A 17,716-nucleotide genomic window follows, 5' to 3' on the forward strand; every position below is an offset into this window, starting at 1 on the left:
TATCCAGTTTCCTCATGGCCGGAGGTGGTTCCAGGCACGCTAAGGTCTTCCCCAAGAGACGTTACTGATCGGTAAGGGGATTCGGCATGCAGCTCGGGATCAACCTCGGCTACTGGGGCGCCGGCATGGACGCGGACAATCTCGCCGTCGCCCAGGAGGCCGACCGGCTCGGCTACGCCGTCTGCTGGGCCGCCGAAGCCTACGGCTCCGACGCGGCCACCGTGCTCACCTGGGTCGCCGCCAAGACCGAGCGCATCGACGTGGGCTCGGCCATCTTCCAGATCCCGGCCCGCCAGCCGGCCATGACCGCGATGACCGCGGCCACCCTCGACTCGCTCTCCGGCGGCCGCTTCCGCCTCGGCCTCGGCGTCTCCGGCCCCCAGGTCTCCGAGGGCTGGTACGGCGTCAAGTTCGACAAGCCCCTCTCCCGCACCCGCGAGTACGTCGAGATCATCCGCAAGGCGATGACCCGGGAACGGCTCTCCTACGAGGGCGAGCACTGGACCCTGCCCCTGCCCGGCGGCCCCGGCAAGCCCATCAAGCTCACCGTGCACCCCCAGCGCGAGCACATCCCGCTCTACATCGCCGCCATCGGCCCGAAGAACCTCGAACAGACCGGCGAGATCGCCGACGGCGCCCTGCTGATCTTCCCCTCCGCCGATCATCTCGAGGACACCGCGATCAAGTACCTCCGCGCCGGCCGCGAGAAGGCCGGCAAGACCCTCGACGGCTTCGACGTCTGCCCGACCCTGCCGCTCGCCGTGGGCGACGACAAGGACGTGACCGCCCTCGCCGACACCTTCCGCCCGTACACCGCGCTGTACGTCGGCGGCATGGGCAGCCGCAAGCAGAACTTCTACAACCAGCTGGCCCAGCGCATGGGCTACGAGAAGGAAGCCGCGGAGATCCAGGACAAGTACCTCTCCGGCGACAAGCAGGGCGCCGCGACAGCCGTACCGCACGACCTGATCGACAAGACGACCCTGCTGGGCTCGGTCGACCGGATCGCGGACCGGATGAAGGCCTACGCCGAGGCCGGAGTCACCACCCTCACCCTCGCCCCGGCGGGTTTCACACTCGACGAGCGGATCGCCTCACTCCGCGCCGGCACGGAGGCCATGGAACGCGCCGGCCTCGCGTAACACACGGTTCGACCACCGGAGGTTTCCGCGGCCGTGGTGGGGGCTCGGGGGTCGACCCCGCCACGGCCGTCACGCGGAACAACGCGCTCGAGCCCGCGCGGTTACGCCGCCGCGCGCCCCTGAGGGTCCTCCTTTCGACGGAGTTGTCCGACACAACTGTTGCAGCACCCCTCGCGCCGCATTTGACTCGTTCTTTGCGGAGTCCTGCGGAGAGCCCGGCAGAGAGGTGCCCACGATGCTTTCGGCCAAGAGTCTGTTCGAAGAGATCCTCGACAACGACGAGTCCTTCCGCCTGTTCTGCTCCATCGCGGCCAGCGGGGAGTCACAGGGCGGCTGGGAAAACGCCCGCATCGCCGCGCTCGTCCCCGAGACCGAGCGCGCACTGGCCCCCAAGATCACCCGGCACGGCGCGGACGAGGACAAGCACGGGCGGATCTTCAACGCCCTGCTGAAGAAGCGCCATCTCGAACCCGTCCCGGTCCCGCCCGAGACGGACTACACGATGCTGCTGGAGAAGCACGGCATCGGTCTCGCCCACGACAAGCTCAAGAGCGACGAGCCCCTCACCGTCCAGGACATCGTCACCTACCTGTCGCACAGCCGGGTCACCGAGCAGCGCGCCGCGGAACAGATGGAGCTGCTGCGCAAGCACTTCGCCGACCACTCCGACATTGGCCGGGCGGTCAAGATGATCTCCAACGACGAGGACAACCACCTCGCCTACTGCCATGAGGAACTGCTGCGCCTCGCGGCCGCCGGGCACGGCCGGGCCATCCAGCGGACGCTGCGCGAGTGCGCCCTCGCCGAGATCCGGATCTACCGGGACGTCAGCCTCGCCGTCATGGTCCACATGGGCCGCGTCCTCGGCTGGCCGAGGACGAAGTCGGCGGTGCTGGCGGCGGGCATCCACGCGGTGTACGCGTACGAGCGGATCGCGGGCTGGCGCCGGATGGTGTCCCTGAAGATGCCGGAACGCCGCGACGCCCTGGGCGGCCCCGCGACCTCGGCGCCGGAGCTCGCCTGAGCTCATCCGAGCTCGCCCGAGGGGAGCGTCCCTACAACCACCCCCGCCTCTTGAACAGCCGATACACCCCCACCTCCAGGGCGGCCATCAGCCCGATCAACGCCGGATAGGACCACACCCAGCGCAACTCCGGCATGTGGTCGAAGTTCATGCCGTAGATCCCCGCGATCATCGTGGGGATCGCGGCCATGGCCGCCCACGCGGAGATCTTCCGCATGTCGTCGTTCTGCCGGACGCTCATCTGCGCCAGATGCGCGGAGAGGATGTCGGAGACCAACCGGTCGAGGCCCTCCACGGACTCGTTCACGCGCGTGAGATGGTCGCTGACGTCACGGAAGAAGGGCCGTGCCTCGTCGTTCACGAACGGCACCGCGCCACCGAACGCCCCCACGCCCGCCAGACGCGACACCGGCAGCGTCAGTGGCCCGGTCGCCCGCCGGAACTCCAGGATCTGCCGCTTGAAGGTGTAGATCCGGGACGCGGTGTGGCGCGAGCCGCCGCCGTCCGGCGAGAACACCTCCGCCTCCAGCTCCTCCAGGTCGGTCTGCAGTTCGGTCGCCACGTCCAGGTAGTGGTCGACGACGGCGTCGGCGACCGCGTAGAGCACGGAGGTCGGCCCCTCGCCGAGCATCTCGGATTCCTGCTCCAGCCGCCGCCGTACGGCGCTCAGCGGGGAGCCCTCGCCGTGGCGGACGGTCACGACGAAGGAGTCGCCGAGGAAGAGCATGACCTCGCCGGTGGAGACGGCGTCGCTCTTCGGCTCGTACACCACCGGCTTGAGGACGAGGAACAGCGAGTCGTCGTAGACCTCCAGCTTGGGCCGCTGATGGGCCTTCAGCGCGTCCTCCACGGCCAGCGGATGGAGCCCGAACTCCGCGGTGACATGGTCGAACTCGTTCTCGGACGGCTCGTGCAGCCCGATCCACACGAACCCGCGCGCGGCCCGTGCCTCGGCAAGAGCGTCGGACAGGTCCTCGGGGCCCTCCGTCCGGTGTCCGTCCCGGTAGATGGCACAGTCGACGATCACGGAGCGCATTCTCCCGCCGCCCGGCAGCCCCGGCCCCTGTACGGACGCCTACGCTGGTCCGCATGCCCACGCTGATCCTCGTCCGGCACGGACGATCCACCGCCAACACCGAGGGACTGCTCGCCGGGTGGACACCCGGCGTCGTCCTCGACGAGCGCGGCGCCGCCCAGGCCGCCGCGCTGCCCGGGCGCCTGGCCGGGCTGCCGATCGCCGAGGTCGTCACCAGTCCGCTGGAGCGCTGTCAGGAGACGATCCGGCCGCTGCTCGAGGCCCGGCCCGAGCTGCGCGCGCACACCGACGAGCGGATCGGGGAGTGCCACTACGGCGACTGGTCCGGCCGCAAGCTCGCCGAGTTGAAGGACGAGCCGCTGATGGAGGTCGTGCAGACGCACCCGTCGGCGGCCGCGTTCCCCGGCGGCGAGTCGATGCGGGCGATGCAGACGCGCGCCGCTGAGGCGGTGCGTGAGTGGAACGCGCGCGTGGAGCGCGATCACGGCGCCGACGCCGTCTACCTGATGTGTTCGCACGGCGACATCATCAAGTCGCTCGTGGCGGACGCACTCGGACTTCATCTCGACCTCTTCCAGCGGATTTCCGTTGAACCGTGTTCCATCACCGCGATCCGCTACACACGCCTGAGGCCGTTTCTCGTTCGCCTCGGGGACACCGGTGATTTCGTCTCCCTGGTGCCGCGCGAGGAGCCCCCGGCCGGCGATGCGACGGTCGGTGGCGGCGCGGGCGCACCGTGATCGTCCGGAGCAGTAGGGTGAAGCGGTCGAAGCAGCGCCGTACTCACGATTCCAATGGAGACAGGACGTGTCCCGTCAGGTGTTCCTCTATGACCCCCCGGACCGCTTCGTGGCCGGTACGGTCGGACTGCCCGGACGCCGTACGTTCTTCCTCCAGGCCACCGCCGGCTCCCGGGTGACCAGCGTGGCCCTGGAGAAGACCCAGGTCGCCGCCCTTGCCGAGCGCATGGACGAGCTTCTGGACGAGGTCGTACGCCGTAGCGGCGGCAGCGCCGCCGTCCCGGCCGTGGCGCCCACCGAGATCTCCGACACCGCCCCCCTGGAAACCCCTGTCGAGGAGGAGTTCCGGGTCGGCACCATGGCGCTGGCCTGGGACGGCGAGGAGCAGCGCATGATCGTCGAGGCGCAGGCCCTCGTGGAACTCGACGCCGACTCCGACGAGGATCTCGCCGAGGCCGAGGAGCGGCTGCTCCAGGACGAGGAGAACGGACCCCCGATGCTGCGGGTCAGACTCACCGGCGCGCAGGCCCGGGCCTTCGCCAGGCGCGCCCTCGACGTCGTCAACGCCGGGCGGCCGCCGTGCCCGCTGTGCAGCCTCCCGCTCGACCCGGAAGGACACGTATGTCCGCGCCAGAACGGATACCGCCGCGGAGCGTGACGACCACCGGCGCGATGTCGACCGAGCCGTTCGCCGAGTTGCTCGCCGAGGGCGAGCTGACCGTGCGCGGCCGCATCCGGGACGCGTCCAACGCGGCGCTGTACTGCACGGTCTCCCACCAGGGCCGCGAGGCCGCCTGCATCTACAAGCCGGTGGCCGGGGAGCGGCCGCTGTGGGACTTCCCCGACGGGACCCTCGCCCAGCGCGAGGTCGCCGCGTACGAGGTCTCGGAGGCGACCGGCTGGGGACTCGTACCGCCCACGGTGCTGCGGGACGGGCCCTACGGCGAGGGCATGTGCCAGCTGTGGATCGACGCGACGCCCGAGGCCGAACTGCTCGCGCTGATCGACGCGGAGGAGCCGGAGCCCGGCTGGAAGGCGATCGGCTTCGCCGAGGTCGGTGAGGGACGGACCGCGCTGCTCGTGCACGCCGACGACGAGCGGCTGCGCCGGCTCGCCGTGCTGGACACCGTGATCAACAACGCGGACCGCAAGGGCGGCCACCTGCTGCCCGCCGCCGAGGGCCGTCTGTACGGCATCGACCACGGGGTCACCTTCAACGTCGAGAACAAGCTGCGGACCCTGCTGTGGGGGTGGGCCGGGGAGCCGCTGACAGGGGAGTCCGTCGACGTACTCGAAGCCCTCAAGGAGGCGCTCAGGGCGTCGGGCGCGCTGGCGGTGCGGCTGGCCGGACTGATCACCGCCGCCGAAATCGACGCCACGCGCGCGCGTGTCGACGCGTTGCTGGCCACGGGGAAGCACCCGGAGCCCAGCGGGGAGTGGCCGGCCATTCCGTGGCCGCCGGTGTAGTCGTGGGGCCGCGGCGGCGGCACACGGTCCCGTATCGCGCAAGAACGCCTTACCGGCCGTCCGGCCCGGTCCGGTTCGTATACGGAACATCCGTCCGGTTAGGCTCATGACATGCATGCCTGGCCCGCTTCCGAGGTCCCCGCCCTGCCTGGTCAGGGCCGCGACCTGAGGATCCACGACACCGCGACCGGCGGCCCGGTCACCCTCGCCCCCGGTCCCGTCGCCCGTATCTACGTCTGCGGCATCACGCCGTACGACGCCACCCACATCGGTCACGCGGCGACCTACAACGCGTTCGACCTCGTGCAGCGCGTGTGGCTCGACACCAAGCGGCAGGTTCACTACGTCCAGAACGTCACCGACGTCGACGATCCGCTCCTGGAGCGGGCGCAGCGTGACGACATCGACTGGGTCGCCCTCGCCGAGAAGGAGACGGCTCTCTTCCGCGAGGACATGACCGCTCTGCGGATGCTGCCCCCTCAGCACTACATAGGCGCGGTCGAGGCGATACCCGGCATCGTGCCGCTCGTCGAGCGGCTGCGGGAGGCCGGCACCGCCTACGAACTCGAAGGGGACATCTACTTCTCCGTCGAGTCCGACCCCCACTTCGGCGAGGTGTCCCACCTGGACGCCGCCGCCATGCGACTGCTGTCCGCCGAGCGCGGCGGCGACCCCGACCGTCCGGGCAAGAAGAACCCGCTCGACCCGATGCTGTGGATGGCCGCCCGCGAGGGCGAGCCCAGCTGGGACGGAGCGTCGCTCGGGCGCGGGCGGCCCGGCTGGCACATCGAGTGCGTGGCCATCGCCCTCGACCACCTCGGCATGGGCTTCGACGTCCAGGGCGGCGGCTCCGACCTCGTCTTCCCGCACCACGAGATGGGCGCCTCGCACGCCCAGGCGCTGACCGGCGAGTTCCCCATGGCCAAGGCGTACGTCCACGCCGGCATGGTCGCCCTGGACGGCGAGAAGATGTCCAAGTCCAAGGGGAACCTGGTCTTCGTGTCGCAGCTGCGGCGCGACGGCGTCGACCCCGCCGCCATCAGGCTGGCGCTGCTCGCCCACCACTACCGGGCCGACTGGGAGTGGACCGACCAGGTCCTCCAGAACGCCCTGGCCCGGCTCGACCGTTGGCGGGCCGCCGTGTCGCGGCCCGACGGTCCGCCCGCCGAGGCGCTCGTCGAGGAGATCCGCGAGGCTCTCGCCGCCGACCTGGACGCGCCGGCCGCACTGGCCGCCGTAGACCGGTGGGCGGTTCTTCAGCAGGAACAGGGCGGTACGGACGAGGGCGCCCCCGGCGTCGTGTCGCGAGCCGTGGACGCGCTGCTGGGCGTGGCGTTGTAGCCGACGCCGGGTTCACATGAGCGAGGAAGGGGCGTTTGCCCCTGCGGGGAAGCGCCCCTTCCGTCTTCAGGAGCGGGTCAGATCCGCTGGATCCGTACCACGGCCTGGCGGATCTCGGCAGACGGGTGGTTGAGGTTGCGCCAGCCGCCGGCCACGAACAGCCGGAGCCGCGGCGGGAATTCACGCGGATACGGTCGCCGATCCGCTGGGAGGCGGGCCGGCCCGGCGTGTCCTGCTGCGGGGAACCTGTGGCCCGCAGTACCGCGCGGGTGCGGTCGGGGCACATCGGCGGCTGGGCTGCCGCCTTGAGCACGCCCTGGAGCGCGGCCAGCGCGCCGACCACCACCGGAGAGGCGGAGGAGGTCCTCGAGAACGTGTCCGGGCCGTGGTCGCGGCTGTGCGTGCCGGGCGGCGAGGCGCCCGCGCCGACCAGGACGGCGCCGGAGGAGGCGTTGGACGGGTTGAACGGGTCGCGCCACCACCCCGGGAACTCGTCCAAACGGCGCTCGTACACCCCGTCGTCGAGCGACTCGCCGCCGTGGCCCGCGGCCGCCACGACGAGGACGCCCTTGGCGGTCGCGTACCGGACGGCCGCGAAGTCGTCCGGCCACCACTCGAGCGCGATGTAGCCGCGCTGGTCGTCGCGCTCCTCGAAGTCGAACCGCGTTCCGGGACGGTGGAGTTCGACCAGCACGATGTGGCCGGGCGTGAGCCGGTCGGCCGCCGCCCGGATGGCGACCGCGGTGCCGATGCCCTGGAAGGGCGCGGCCGCGGTCACCGCCTCCGGCACGATGCCGGTGACGCCGTGCTCGTTCCGGTCGCCGCCGGTCACACCGATCACGGCGGTGCCGTGGTTGCGCCAGGCCAGGTCGGTCAGCGGGGGTGCCGACGACGACTCCGGCGAGCTTGGCGGCCAGGTCCTCGTGGCCCAGCTGCCAGCCGCCCTCGACGTCGATCACCGTCACCCCCTGACCCGATCCACCGGGCCGCTGCCACGCCCAGTGGGACACGCGCCGTGTCGACGCCCGGCAGTGCGGCGATCCGCGCCCGCAGCTCCTGACCGCGTCCCTCCCCGCCGCGTACCCGGTAGAAGAGCGCCAGATCGGGCACGTCCTCGGCCCGCGGAAGCGCATCGGCACCGGCCACCGAGCGGGCCCTGCGCCGGCTGTACCCGCTCGGTCCTCGGGTACCGCTCCCTTCGGTCCGTGCGGGTGCGCCTTCGGGGGGACAACCCAGCACGCCAACGCCAAGCCGTCCAGACCGTCTTCGGCAACTGGGTTTGAGGCAAATACGGCCATAGGCTGCGGAGGCCAGGGGCATGTGATGGGGTGGGAGCGTCTGTTGACCGTTCGGCCGGCCGCAGGCCGGCCCCTTGGCAGAAGGACGCACAGTGGCGCCCACAGAACGTTCCTTCGCACGTCGAAGACTCCTCACCACCGCCGCCGCCCTCTCGGGCGCGGCCCTGCTCGGCGGCACCGCGCACGCGGCCGAAACCGGGCAGCACAGGTGGCCCGCACAGTTCCCGCTGCCCGACGGCTTCCAGCCCGAGGGCATCACCATCGGCACGAAACCCTTCGGGTACTTCGGCTCACTCGCGAACGGCGACATCTACCGGGCGAGCCTCGCCACCGGCCGCGGCTCGGTCCTCAGCAAGGGCCCCGGCGCGGGCCACCCCTCCGTCGGCCTGAAGATCGACCAGCACTGCCGCAGGCTCTTCGTCGCCGGCGGCGTCAGCGGCGAGATCCGCACGATCGACGCCCGCTCCGGCGAGCTCGAGAAGGTGTACGCCACCGGCGGCACCTTCGTGAACGACGTCATCCTCACCCCGGGCGCCGCCTGGTTCACCGACTCGTTCAAGCCGGTGCTCTACAAGCTGCTCCTCGGCCCGCACGGCACGCCCGGTGCCGTGGAGACCGTGCCGCTGAGCGGCGACTGGGCGCAGGGCGCGGACTTCACCGCCAACGGGATCGAGCGCACGCCCGACGGCAGCGCCCTGCTCGTCGTCAACGCCTTCGCGAACGGCGGCAGCCTCATGCGGGTCGACCCGCGCACCGGCGTCGCCCGCACCGTCGACCTCGGCGCGGCCCGACTGCCCAACGGGGACGGCCTGTTGCTGCTCGGCCGGATCCTCTACGCCGTCCAGCAGCAGCAGAACGCGGTCGATGTCTTCCGGCTGAACGCGGCCGGCACCAAGGGCACCGCGATCGCCCGCATCACCGACTCGCGCTTCCGCATCCCGACGACGGTGGCGGCCTGGGGCAAGCGCCTGTACCTGCCCAACGCGCGCTTCGACGTGGAGCCGACGCCTCAGACCGAGTACGACGTGGTGGCGGTCGACCAGGTCTGACGTCCATCTGACGACATCTGACACAGCGGGGGCGGTGCGCACGAAGCGCACCGCCCTCACCGATTCAGTCCTCCGATGAAGAGTCCTCGTCGTCCCCCGGCTTCGGCGGCTTCGGCGGTCGCGTTCGGCCGCTGGGGTTGTCCCCCCGCAGATACGGCGGGCTGTCGCTGCCGTCCGCCGTGGCGTGCCCGCCGGAACCGGCCGGTCCACCACCGCCGTCCCGGCGCCGCAGATACCGCTCGAACTCGCGGGCGATCGCCTCGCCCGACGCCTCCGGCAGCTCCGCGGTGTCCCGGGCCTCCTCCAGCGACTGGACGTACTCGGCGACCTCGCTGTCCTCGGCGGCCAGCTGGTCCACGCCCACCTGCCAGGCACGCGCGTCCTCGGGCAGCTCGCCCAGCGGGATGCGCATGTCGATCAGGTCCTCCAGGCGGTTGAGCAGGGCCAGCGTCGCCTTCGGGTTCGGCGGCTGCGACACGTAATGCGGCACCGCCGCCCACAGCGACACGGCCGGCACGCCCGCGTGTGTGCACGCCTCCTGGAGGATGCCGACGATGCCCGTGGGGCCCTCGTACTTGGTCTCCTCCAGGTCCATACGGCGGGCCAGGTCCGCGTCGGACGTGACGCCGCTGACCGGGACCGGCCGGGTGTGCGGGGTGTCGCCGAGCAGGGCGCCCAGGATCACCACCAGCTCCACACCCAGTTCGTGGGCGAAGCCGAGGATCTCGTTGCAGAACGAACGCCATCGCATCGACGGTTCGATACCTCGGACGAGTACGAGATCGCGAGGCTTCTCGCCGCCGACCCGGACGACCGACAGACGGGTCGTGGGCCACGTGATCTTGCGTACGCCGGCGTCCAACCACACCGTGGGCCGGTTCACCTGGAAGTCGTAGTAGTCCTCGGCGTCCAGCGCCGCGAACACCTCGCCCTTCCATTCCCTGTCCAGATGTGCGACCGCGGTGGAGGCGGCGTCGCCGGCATCGTTCCAGCCCTCGAACGCGGCCACCATGACTGGGTCGATCAGCTCGGGAACTCCCTCCAGCTCGATCACCCAGCGCCTCCTTCCGACGTGCCCTCGCTTAACGACCCAACCTTACGGCGTGCGGCGGGGGCGCCCGCAGCCCCCTTGCACGGGGGAGTGAACGCATCACTGCCCCGATCGCCACCCCGGAACACCCCGGAGTCATCCGAGCTGTCTCGAACGAGGGCCCGGTGCCTCACCGGGACGAGGCCGAGATGTCCCACGAAACGGACCGATGTCCCACGAAGCGGACCAGCCGCCTCACAAGGTGGACCGCAGCCACTGCTCCACGCTCGCGATGTGCACGGTCGCCCACGAGCGGGCCGCCTCCGCGTCCCGGTCGCGCAGGGCGGCCAGGATCGCCCGGTGTTCGTGCAGGGTGCGACTGACCGCGTCCTCCTGGGTCAGCCCGCGCCAGATCCGGGCCCGGGTGGTGGGCCCGGACAGGCCGTCGAGCAGGGAACACAGCACCGAGTTCCCGGAGACCTGCACGATGCCGCGGTGGAAGTCCAGGTCACAGGCGACCAGTTCCTCCACCGACGGGGCGTCGCCGAGCTTGTCCAACTGGGCCGTGAGGGCATCCAGTTGCTGCTCGCTGATCCGGGAGGCCGCCATCGCGGTGGCGGCCGGCTCCAGGATGCGGCGTACGGCCAGGAACTCCAGGACCGTGTCGTCGCGGTGGAAGTCGACGACGAAGCTCAGCGCCTCGAGCAGGAGTTGCGGGTCGAGGCTGGTCACGTACGTGCCGTCGCCCTGGCGCACGTCCAGGATCCGGATCAGCGACAGGGCGCGTACGGCCTCGCGCAGGGAGTTGCGGGACAGGCCCAGTTCGGCGGCGAGTTCGCTCTCCTTGGGCAGCCGGTCGCCGGGGCGCAGCGCGCCGGCGACGATCATGCCCTTGATCTTCTCGATCGCCTCGTCGGTGACTGCCATGGCCGGCCTCCCTGTGGTTCAGGCATGTCCTTCGGACACATCTCGTTCAGACATCCGATGTCTTCCCGCCATTATGGGGTCAGCCGGGTGGGAGGGAGCACCGAACGCCCTGGTCCGGCATGCGAAAGGGGCGGCTCCGTCGGCGTGGAGCCGCCCCTTTCCCGTCGCACCGCCTACTTCTTGTCGAGCAGGTCCCGCACCTTCGCGCGGACGTCGTCCGTCGCCAGACCGCGGATCGTCAGGGTCGTGCGGCGGCGCAGTACGTCGTCCGGCGTCTCGGCCCACTCGTTGTCGCGGGCGTAGACGACCTGGGCCCAGATCTCCGGGGCGTCCGGGTGGACGCGCTCGCTCAGCTCCGGGTTCTCGTTGGCGAGGCGGGCGATGTCGAAGGCCAGCGAACCGTAGTGCGTCGCCAGGTGCCTGGCCGTGTCGGCGGCCATGCGCGGGCCCGGCGCCGGGTGGTCGACCAGCAGACGATGGGCGACCGCACGCGGGTTGGCGACGCCCGGCAGCGGCAGCTTCTTCGGCAGCGAGGAGATCGGCTCGAAGTCGTCGCCCAGCGGATGCCCCGGCAGCGCCTCCAACTTCTGCATGACCGTACGGCCGATGTGCCGGAAGGTCGTCCACTTACCGCCCGCGACCGACAGCATCCCGCCCTTGCCCTCGGTCACCACCGTCTCGCGCTTGGCCTTCGCCGTGTCCCCGGGGCCGCCCGGCAGCACCCGCAGACCCGCGAAGGCGTACGTGATCAGGTCACGGTCCAGCTGCTGGTCCCGGACGGAGAAGGCCGCCTCGTCCAGGATCTGGGCTATGTCCTTGTCGTTGACCGCGACGTCCGCCGGGTCGCCCTCGTACTGCTCGTCCGTGGTGCCCAGCAGGAGCATGTCCTCCCAGGGGAGGGCGAAGGTGATGCGGTACTTGTCGATGGGCGTCGCCAGCGCCGCCTTCCACGGCGACGTCCGCTTCAGGACCAGGTGCGCGCCCTTGGACAGGCGGATGGACGGGGCCGCGTTCGGGTCCTCCAGCCGCCGCAGGTGGTCGACCCAGGGACCGGTCGCGTTCAGGACGAGACGGGCGTTCACTCCGAACTCGTCCCCGGACTGGCGGTCGCGCAGCTCGGCACCCGTCACCCGGCCCTTGGTGAAGCGCAGGCCCGTCACCTCGGCGTGGTTCAGGACCACCGCACCCGCCCCGACGGCCGCACGGACCGTCATCAGCGCCATGCGCGCGTCGTTCATCTGGTCGTCGCCGTACACGGCCACGGCCTTGAGGTTCTCGGTGCGCAGCTCCGGCACGTCCTGCTGGGCCTTGGCGGGGGAGAGCAGGTGCCCCACGCCGTCGCCGAAGGCGGAGAGCATGGAGTACGCGAAGACGCCCGCCCCGAGCTTCGCCGCGCCGTGCGGCCCGCCCTTGTACACGGGGAGGTAGAACGTGAGCGGGTTCGCCAGGTGGGGAGCCACCTGGCGGGAGACCGCACGGCGCTCGAAGTGGTTCTCCGCCACCAGCTTCACCGCGCCGGTCTGCAGATAGCGCAGACCGCCGTGGAGCAGCTTGGAGGAGGCGGACGACGTGGCACCGGCGAAGTCGCCGGCGTCGACCAGAGCCACCCTGAGGCCGGACTGCGCGGCGTGCCAGGCGGTGGAGATGCCCAGGATGCCGCCGCCGATCACGAGAAGGTCGTACGACGCCTTGGCGAGCTGCTCCCGGGTCTCGGCCCGGCTCGGGTTCGAACCGGAGGCCGGGCGCGTACCGAGGGCAGTCACGGACTGCAGGGTGGACTGACTGGTCATTCGGGTTCTTACTCCTCGTCCTCGAGCCAGCCCATGGTCCGCTCGACGGCCTTGAGCCAGCTCTTGTACTCACGGTCGCGGGTCTCCGCGTCCATGCGGGGGGTCCACTCGGCGGCCCGGCGCCAGTTGGCACGCAGGTCGTCGGTGCTGGTCCAGAAGCCGACGGCGAGACCGGCGGCGTAGGCGGCGCCGAGGCAGGTGGTCTCGGCGACCATCGGGCGCACCACGGGGGCGTCCACGAAGTCCGAGAGGGTCTGCATCAGCAGGTTGTTGGAGGTCATGCCGCCGTCGACCTTGATCGCCGCGAGTTCCACGCCGGAGTCCTTCGTCATGGCGTCGGTGATCTCACGGGTCTGCCAGGCCGTGGCCTCCAGGACGGCGCGCGCCAGGTGCGCCTTGGTGACGTACCGGGTCAGGCCGGCGATCACGCCACGGGCGTCGGAGCGCCAGTACGGGGCGAACAGGCCGGAGAAGGCCGGCACGAAGTACGCGCCGCCGTTGTCCTCGACCGACAGCGCGAGCGTCTCGATCTCGGCGGCCGTGGAGATGAGGCCCATCTGGTCGCGCATCCACTGCACCAGCGAACCGGTGACGGCGATCGAGCCCTCCAGGGCGTAGACCGGCTTGTCGTCACCGATGCGGTAGCCGACCGTGGTCAGCAGGCCGTTGTACGAGTTGACCGGCTTCTCACCGGTGTTCATCAGCAGGAAGGTGCCGGTGCCGTACGTCGACTTGGCCTCGCCCTCGGCGAAACAGGTCTGGCCGAACAGGGCCGCCTGCTGGTCGCCGAGCGCGGAGGCGACGGGAATGCCGCCGAGGACGTCGCCGAGCTTGCCGCCGGTGACCTCGCCGTAGACCTCGGCGGAGGAGCGGATCTCGGGCAGCATCTGCTTCGGCACGCCGATGGACTCGCAGATCTTCTCGTCCCACTCCATGGTGTGGAGGTTCATGAGAAGGGTGCGGGAGGCGTTGGTGACGTCGGTGACGTGCCGGCCGCCGTCGACACCGCCGGTCAGGTTCCAGATGACCCAGCTGTCCATGGTGCCGAAGAGGATGTCGCCGGCCTCGGCGCGCTCGCGCAGGCCCTCGACGTTGTCCAGCAGCCAGCGGGCCTTCGGACCGGCGAAGTAGGAGGCGAGGGGAAGGCCGGTCTCGCGGCGGAAACGGTCCTGCCCGACGTTGCGGCCGAGCTCCTTGCACAGCGAGTCGGTGCGGGTGTCCTGCCAGACGATGGCGTTGTGGACGGGCTCACCGGTGTTCTTGTCCCACAGCAGCGTGGTCTCACGCTGGTTGGTGATGCCGATGGCCTTGATGTCGTCCCGGGTGATGCCGGCCTTCTCGATGGCTCCGGCGACGACCTCCTGGACGTTGGTCCAGATCTCGGTGGCGTTGTGCTCGACCCAGCCCGGCTTCGGGAAGATCTGCTCGTGCTCCTTCTGGTCGACGGAGACGATACGGCCGTCCCGGTCGAAGACGATGCAACGGCTGGAGGTCGTGCCCTGGTCGATGGCCGCGATGAAGGGGCCGGCGGTGTGCGCGTCGGTCACTGTGTGCTCCTGGGAGGTTCCGTGGTGGTGGGGACTGGTTCTACCGCTGCTTAAGCGTTTCGAAGTGTGTTCGAAATGGGTTCTAAGCAAAAGCGACGTTGTAGATGCCCGCCGCGATGGCCCCGCCGATCAGCGGGCCCGCCACCGGGATCCAGGCGTAGGCCCAGTCGGAGCCGCCCTTGTTGGGCAGGGGCAGAAGGGCGTGCACGATGCGCGGGCCGAGGTCACGTGCCGGGTTGATCGCGTAGCCGGTCGGGCCGCCGAGGGACAGACCGATCGAGACGACCACGAGTGCGGTGATCAGGGCACCCAGGGTGCCGAGACCCTTGCCGCTGTCGTTCAGGCCCTGCGTGAGAACGGCCAGCACCAGCACGACGGTGCCGATGATCTCCGTGGCGAGGTTCTGCCACGTGACCCGGATCTCGGGGCCGGTGGAGAAGACGCCCAGGACCGGGCCGGCGCCCTTCTCCTGGGCCTCGACGGCCTTGGCCTTCGTGGCCTGCGCGCCCGGGCCGCCGACGATCTCCTTGTCGGTGAGGTGGGCGCCGAACTGGCCGTAGTAGGCGATCCAGACCAGAGCCGCGCCGATCATGGCGCCGAGCAGCTGTCCGGCCCAGTAGACCGGAACGTTGCTCCAGTCGCCGTCCTTGATCGCGATGCCGAGGGTCACGGCCGGGTTGAGGTGGGCACCGGAGAGCGGCGCCGAGGTGTACACGGCCGTCAGAACCGCGAAACCCCACCCGAAGGTGATGGCGAGCCAGCCGGCGTTGCGGGCCTTGGAGCCCTTCAGTACGACGGCGGCCACGACGCCGCCGCCGAGCAGGATGAGTATGGCGGTACCGATGGTCTCGCCGATGAAGATGTCGGAGCTGGACACCCGCGACTCCTTTGTCCTTCGTCCAGGGGGAGAGCTGCCGGCCCTTGGCGCTGTCACACTGTAACGCCTATTGCCGGTCGGTGTTCGACAATGTCGACCGATGGACGGGAGTCTTGCTTCGGCGTTACAGGCGCGTCAAGAGTTCTGTAATCGAAAACACGATCGTTATTGATCGGGTGCGGCTATCGAGTGCCGCTGTCGCACGCGGCCGCCCCGCACGGCTGAGGGCCGGAACATCCAGCGATGTCCCGGCCCTCGTGTTCGTTGGTGGACGTGTGTGTACGTCGCTCAGAACCGCCCCGCGCCCAGGTCCCGCGACACCGCGCGGGCGCAGTCCCGGACCGCCGCGATCAGCTCCGGGCGCAGCTCTCCGTCCCGGCACAACCGCTCCACGGCCCCGGTGACACCGACCGCGCCCACCGGCATGCGCCGCCGGTCGTGGATGGGCGCGGCGATGGAGGCGACGCCCTCCCAGGTCTCCTCGACGTCCGCCGCGTACCCACGCGCGCGCGTGAAGTCGAGGATCTGCTCGAAGGCGTCCAGGTCGCAGACGGTCCGATCGGTGAAGGCCTTGCGGTCGCTCTCCAGCGCCTCGCTGTGCGCGACCGGGTCGTACGCCGCCAGGACCTTGCCCAGGGCCGTGCAGTGCAGGGGCTGCATGGCCCCGATCTCCAGCACCTGCCGGCTGTCGTCGGGCCGGAAGACGTGGTGCACGATGAGCACGCCCTGCTGGTGCAGGACGCCCAGGTGGACGCTCTCCCCGCTGGAGCGGGCCAGGTCGTCCGTCCACACCAGGGCGCGCGCCCGCAGCTCGTGCACATCGAGGTAGGTGGTGCCGAGACGCAGAAGCTCGGCGCCCAGCTGGTAGCGCCCGGAGGCGTCCTCCTGCTCGACGAAGCCCTCCTGCTGGAGGGTGCGCAGGATGCCGTGCGCGGTGCCCTTGGCGAGGCCCAGGGAAGAGGCGATGTCCGACAGGCCGAGTCTCCGCTCGCCGCCCGCGAGGAGCCGCAGCATCGCGGCCGCCCGTTCGAGCGACTGGATGTTCCGTGCCATCGCCGTCCTGCCTCCGTCCCCTACGACCGTCGACTCGCGACGCCGCTGCCACTGTTCGGCAATGCCGAACACTACCGGTCCATGCCGACCTCCCGCTAATGGTCGGTCAGCATCCGTCCGCATGTGTTGCGTCACTCGTATCCCGCCGGTGGCCCGCCCGCCAGCCTCGTCCGTCCCGTGGACGCCCTGACCAACCGTTGCCGGACCCGGTTACCCTGGGCGGCGTGCGCCCACCGCGGAAGGTGTCGCGGGCGCCGTGAAGCCGACAGCCGTCGCACCTAAGGGAGCCCCTTACATGGCCTCGTTGCCACCGACCCCTTCCGCCGACAGCCGGACCCGTGTGTCCGCCCTCCGTGAGGCCCTCGCCACCCGCGTGGTCGTCGCCGACGGAGCGATGGGCACCATGCTTCAGGCCCAGGATCCGACCCTGGAGGACTTCCAGAACCTCGAGGGCTGCAACGAGATCCTGAACATCACGCGCCCCGACATCGTGCGCTCCGTCCACGACGAGTACTTCGCTGTGGGCGTCGACTGCGTGGAGACCAACACCTTCGGGGCCAACCACACGGCGGCGGCGGAGTACGACATCGCCGACCGCGTGCACGAACTGTCCGAGGCGGGCGCCCGCATCGCCCGTGAGGTGGCGGACGAGTACGCCGCCCGCGACGGCAGGCCCCGCTGGGTCCTGGGCTCCGTCGGCCCCGGCACCAAGCTGCCCACGCTCGGCCACATCGACTACGCCACGATCCGCGACGGCTACCAGGCCAACGCCGAGGGGCTGCTCGCGGGCGGCGCCGACACCCTGATCGTCGAGACGACCCAGGACCTGCTCCAGACGAAGGCTTCCGTCCTGGGCGCCCGGCGCGCCATGGAGGCGACCGGCGTCGATGTGCCGCTGGTGGTGTCGATGGCGTTCGAGACGACCGGCACCATGCTGCTCGGCTCGGAGATCGGGGCCGCGCTGACGGCGCTGGAGCCGCTGGGCATCGACATGATCGGGCTGAACTGCTCGACCGGCCCGGCCGAGATGAGCGAGCACCTGCGCTACCTCACCCGCCACTCCCGCATTCCGCTGCTGTGCATGCCGAACGCGGGTCTGCCGATCCTCACCAAGGACGGTGCGCACTTCCCGCTCGACCCGGAGGGGCTGGCCGACGCGCAGGAGAACTTCGTCCGCGACTACGGACTGTCCCTGATCGGCGGCTGCTGCGGCACCACCCCCGAGCACCTGCGCCAGGTCGTCGAGCGCGTCCGCGACCTCACGCCCGCCGAGCGCGACCCGCGCCCCGAGCCGGGCGCCGCCTCCCTCTACCAGACGGTGCCGTTCCGTCAGGACACCTCCTACCTGGCGATCGGCGAGCGGACGAATGCGAACGGCTCGAGGAAGTTCCGGGA

At 70.6% G+C, this 17,716-nt stretch carries 16 protein-coding genes; 9 read left to right on the forward strand and 7 right to left on the reverse strand.

Features of this window, described 5'->3' with window-relative positions:
* The first annotated feature begins 86 nt into the window (after positions 1–86).
* Positions 87–1,142, forward strand: coding sequence for an LLM class F420-dependent oxidoreductase (locus ABT063_RS23585; protein ID WP_351059585.1), 1,056 nt, complete (start codon positions 87–89; stop codon positions 1,140–1,142).
* A gap of 235 nt (positions 1,143–1,377) precedes the next feature.
* Positions 1,378–2,166 carry a ferritin-like domain-containing protein gene (locus ABT063_RS23590; protein WP_351059587.1) on the forward strand — a complete coding sequence of 263 codons (789 nt, stop codon included), beginning with the start codon at positions 1,378–1,380 and terminating at the stop codon, positions 2,164–2,166.
* Positions 2,167–2,197: 31 nt separating this feature from the next.
* Here ABT063_RS23590 and corA read toward each other — a convergent pair whose 3' ends face one another.
* On the reverse strand, positions 2,198–3,193 hold the full coding sequence (gene corA, locus ABT063_RS23595) for a magnesium/cobalt transporter CorA (protein ID WP_351059590.1): 996 nt from the start codon (positions 3,191–3,193) through the stop codon (positions 2,198–2,200).
* A gap of 62 nt (positions 3,194–3,255) precedes the next feature.
* Here corA and ABT063_RS23600 point away from each other — a divergent pair, with 62 nt between their 5' ends.
* From ABT063_RS23600 to ABT063_RS23625, 6 genes are all read left to right on the forward strand, one after another.
* Complete coding sequence (locus tag ABT063_RS23600; RefSeq protein WP_351059592.1) at positions 3,256–3,942, forward strand: histidine phosphatase family protein; 687 nt, start codon at positions 3,256–3,258, stop codon at positions 3,940–3,942.
* 67 nt (positions 3,943–4,009) lie between these two features.
* Positions 4,010–4,600: a DUF3090 domain-containing protein gene (locus tag ABT063_RS23605; RefSeq protein WP_351059595.1), complete on the forward strand. Its 591-nt coding sequence runs from the start codon at positions 4,010–4,012 to the stop codon at positions 4,598–4,600.
* Complete coding sequence (locus ABT063_RS23610) at positions 4,564–5,409, forward strand: SCO1664 family protein (protein WP_351059598.1); 846 nt, start codon at positions 4,564–4,566, stop codon at positions 5,407–5,409. Before ABT063_RS23605 ends, ABT063_RS23610 begins: the two co-directional genes overlap by 37 nt.
* Before the next feature lie 111 nt (positions 5,410–5,520).
* The gene (gene mshC, locus ABT063_RS23615) at positions 5,521–6,750 is read left to right on the forward strand and encodes a cysteine--1-D-myo-inosityl 2-amino-2-deoxy-alpha-D-glucopyranoside ligase (RefSeq protein WP_351059600.1); all 1,230 of its coding nucleotides are present in this window, start codon (positions 5,521–5,523) and stop codon (positions 6,748–6,750) included.
* A gap of 248 nt (positions 6,751–6,998) precedes the next feature.
* Complete coding sequence (locus ABT063_RS23620) at positions 6,999–7,379, forward strand: hypothetical protein (protein WP_351059603.1); 381 nt, start codon at positions 6,999–7,001, stop codon at positions 7,377–7,379.
* Between the two features lie 761 nt (positions 7,380–8,140).
* Entirely contained in the window at positions 8,141–9,097 is a 957-nt protein-coding gene (locus ABT063_RS23625; RefSeq protein WP_351059605.1) for an SMP-30/gluconolactonase/LRE family protein, read from the forward strand.
* 64 nt (positions 9,098–9,161) lie between these two features.
* On the opposite strand, the gene ABT063_RS23630 is transcribed toward ABT063_RS23625, so the two are convergent.
* The 6 genes from ABT063_RS23630 to ABT063_RS23655 all read right to left on the reverse strand — a co-directional run bounded on the left by ABT063_RS23630 (position 9,162) and on the right by ABT063_RS23655 (position 16,321).
* Complete coding sequence (locus ABT063_RS23630; protein WP_351059607.1) at positions 9,162–10,151, reverse strand: PAC2 family protein; 990 nt, start codon at positions 10,149–10,151, stop codon at positions 9,162–9,164.
* A 231-nt stretch (positions 10,152–10,382) separates the two neighbouring features.
* Positions 10,383–11,054 (reverse strand): FadR/GntR family transcriptional regulator, encoded by a 672-nt coding sequence (locus tag ABT063_RS23635; RefSeq protein ID WP_351059610.1) that lies wholly within the window; start codon positions 11,052–11,054, stop codon positions 10,383–10,385.
* A 173-nt stretch (positions 11,055–11,227) separates the two neighbouring features.
* The gene (locus ABT063_RS23640) at positions 11,228–12,844 is read right to left on the reverse strand and encodes a glycerol-3-phosphate dehydrogenase/oxidase (protein WP_351059613.1); all 1,617 of its coding nucleotides are present in this window, start codon (positions 12,842–12,844) and stop codon (positions 11,228–11,230) included.
* An 8-nt stretch (positions 12,845–12,852) separates the two neighbouring features.
* Entirely contained in the window at positions 12,853–14,391 is a 1,539-nt protein-coding gene (glpK, locus tag ABT063_RS23645) for a glycerol kinase GlpK (RefSeq protein WP_351059616.1), read from the reverse strand.
* Positions 14,392–14,473: 82 nt separating this feature from the next.
* Positions 14,474–15,268, reverse strand: coding sequence for an MIP/aquaporin family protein (locus ABT063_RS23650; protein WP_351059619.1), 795 nt, complete (start codon positions 15,266–15,268; stop codon positions 14,474–14,476).
* A gap of 288 nt (positions 15,269–15,556) precedes the next feature.
* Positions 15,557–16,321, reverse strand: coding sequence for an IclR family transcriptional regulator (locus tag ABT063_RS23655; protein ID WP_351059621.1), 765 nt, complete (start codon positions 16,319–16,321; stop codon positions 15,557–15,559).
* A gap of 295 nt (positions 16,322–16,616) precedes the next feature.
* Between ABT063_RS23655 and ABT063_RS23660 the strand changes: the two genes are divergently transcribed.
* On the forward strand, positions 16,617–17,716 hold a 1,100-nt coding region (locus tag ABT063_RS23660; protein ID WP_351059624.1), incomplete at its 3' end, for a homocysteine S-methyltransferase family protein.

The sequence above is a fragment of the Streptomyces sp. NPDC002838 genome, from assembly GCF_040295365.1.
In the GTDB taxonomy this organism is placed as follows: Bacteria; Actinomycetota; Actinomycetes; order Streptomycetales; family Streptomycetaceae; genus Streptomyces.

What these genes read in the sequence shown, in the direction of transcription:
- ABT063_RS23585 (WP_351059585.1), top strand. Translation starts at nt 87, where the DNA reads ATGCAGCTCGGGATCAACCTCGGCTACTGGGGCGCCGGCATGGACGCG.
- ABT063_RS23590 (WP_351059587.1), top strand. Translation starts at nt 1,378, where the DNA reads ATGCTTTCGGCCAAGAGTCTGTTCGAAGAGATCCTCGACAACGACGAG.
- ABT063_RS23600 (WP_351059592.1), top strand. Translation starts at nt 3,256, where the DNA reads ATGCCCACGCTGATCCTCGTCCGGCACGGACGATCCACCGCCAACACC.
- ABT063_RS23610 (WP_351059598.1), top strand. Translation starts at nt 4,564, where the DNA reads ATGTCCGCGCCAGAACGGATACCGCCGCGGAGCGTGACGACCACCGGC.
- mshC (WP_351059600.1), top strand. Translation starts at nt 5,521, where the DNA reads ATGCATGCCTGGCCCGCTTCCGAGGTCCCCGCCCTGCCTGGTCAGGGC.
- ABT063_RS23635 (WP_351059610.1), bottom strand. Translation starts at nt 11,054, where the DNA reads ATGGCAGTCACCGACGAGGCGATCGAGAAGATCAAGGGCATGATCGTC.
- ABT063_RS23640 (WP_351059613.1), bottom strand. Translation starts at nt 12,844, where the DNA reads ATGACCAGTCAGTCCACCCTGCAGTCCGTGACTGCCCTCGGTACGCGC.
- ABT063_RS23655 (WP_351059621.1), bottom strand. Translation starts at nt 16,321, where the DNA reads ATGGCACGGAACATCCAGTCGCTCGAACGGGCGGCCGCGATGCTGCGG.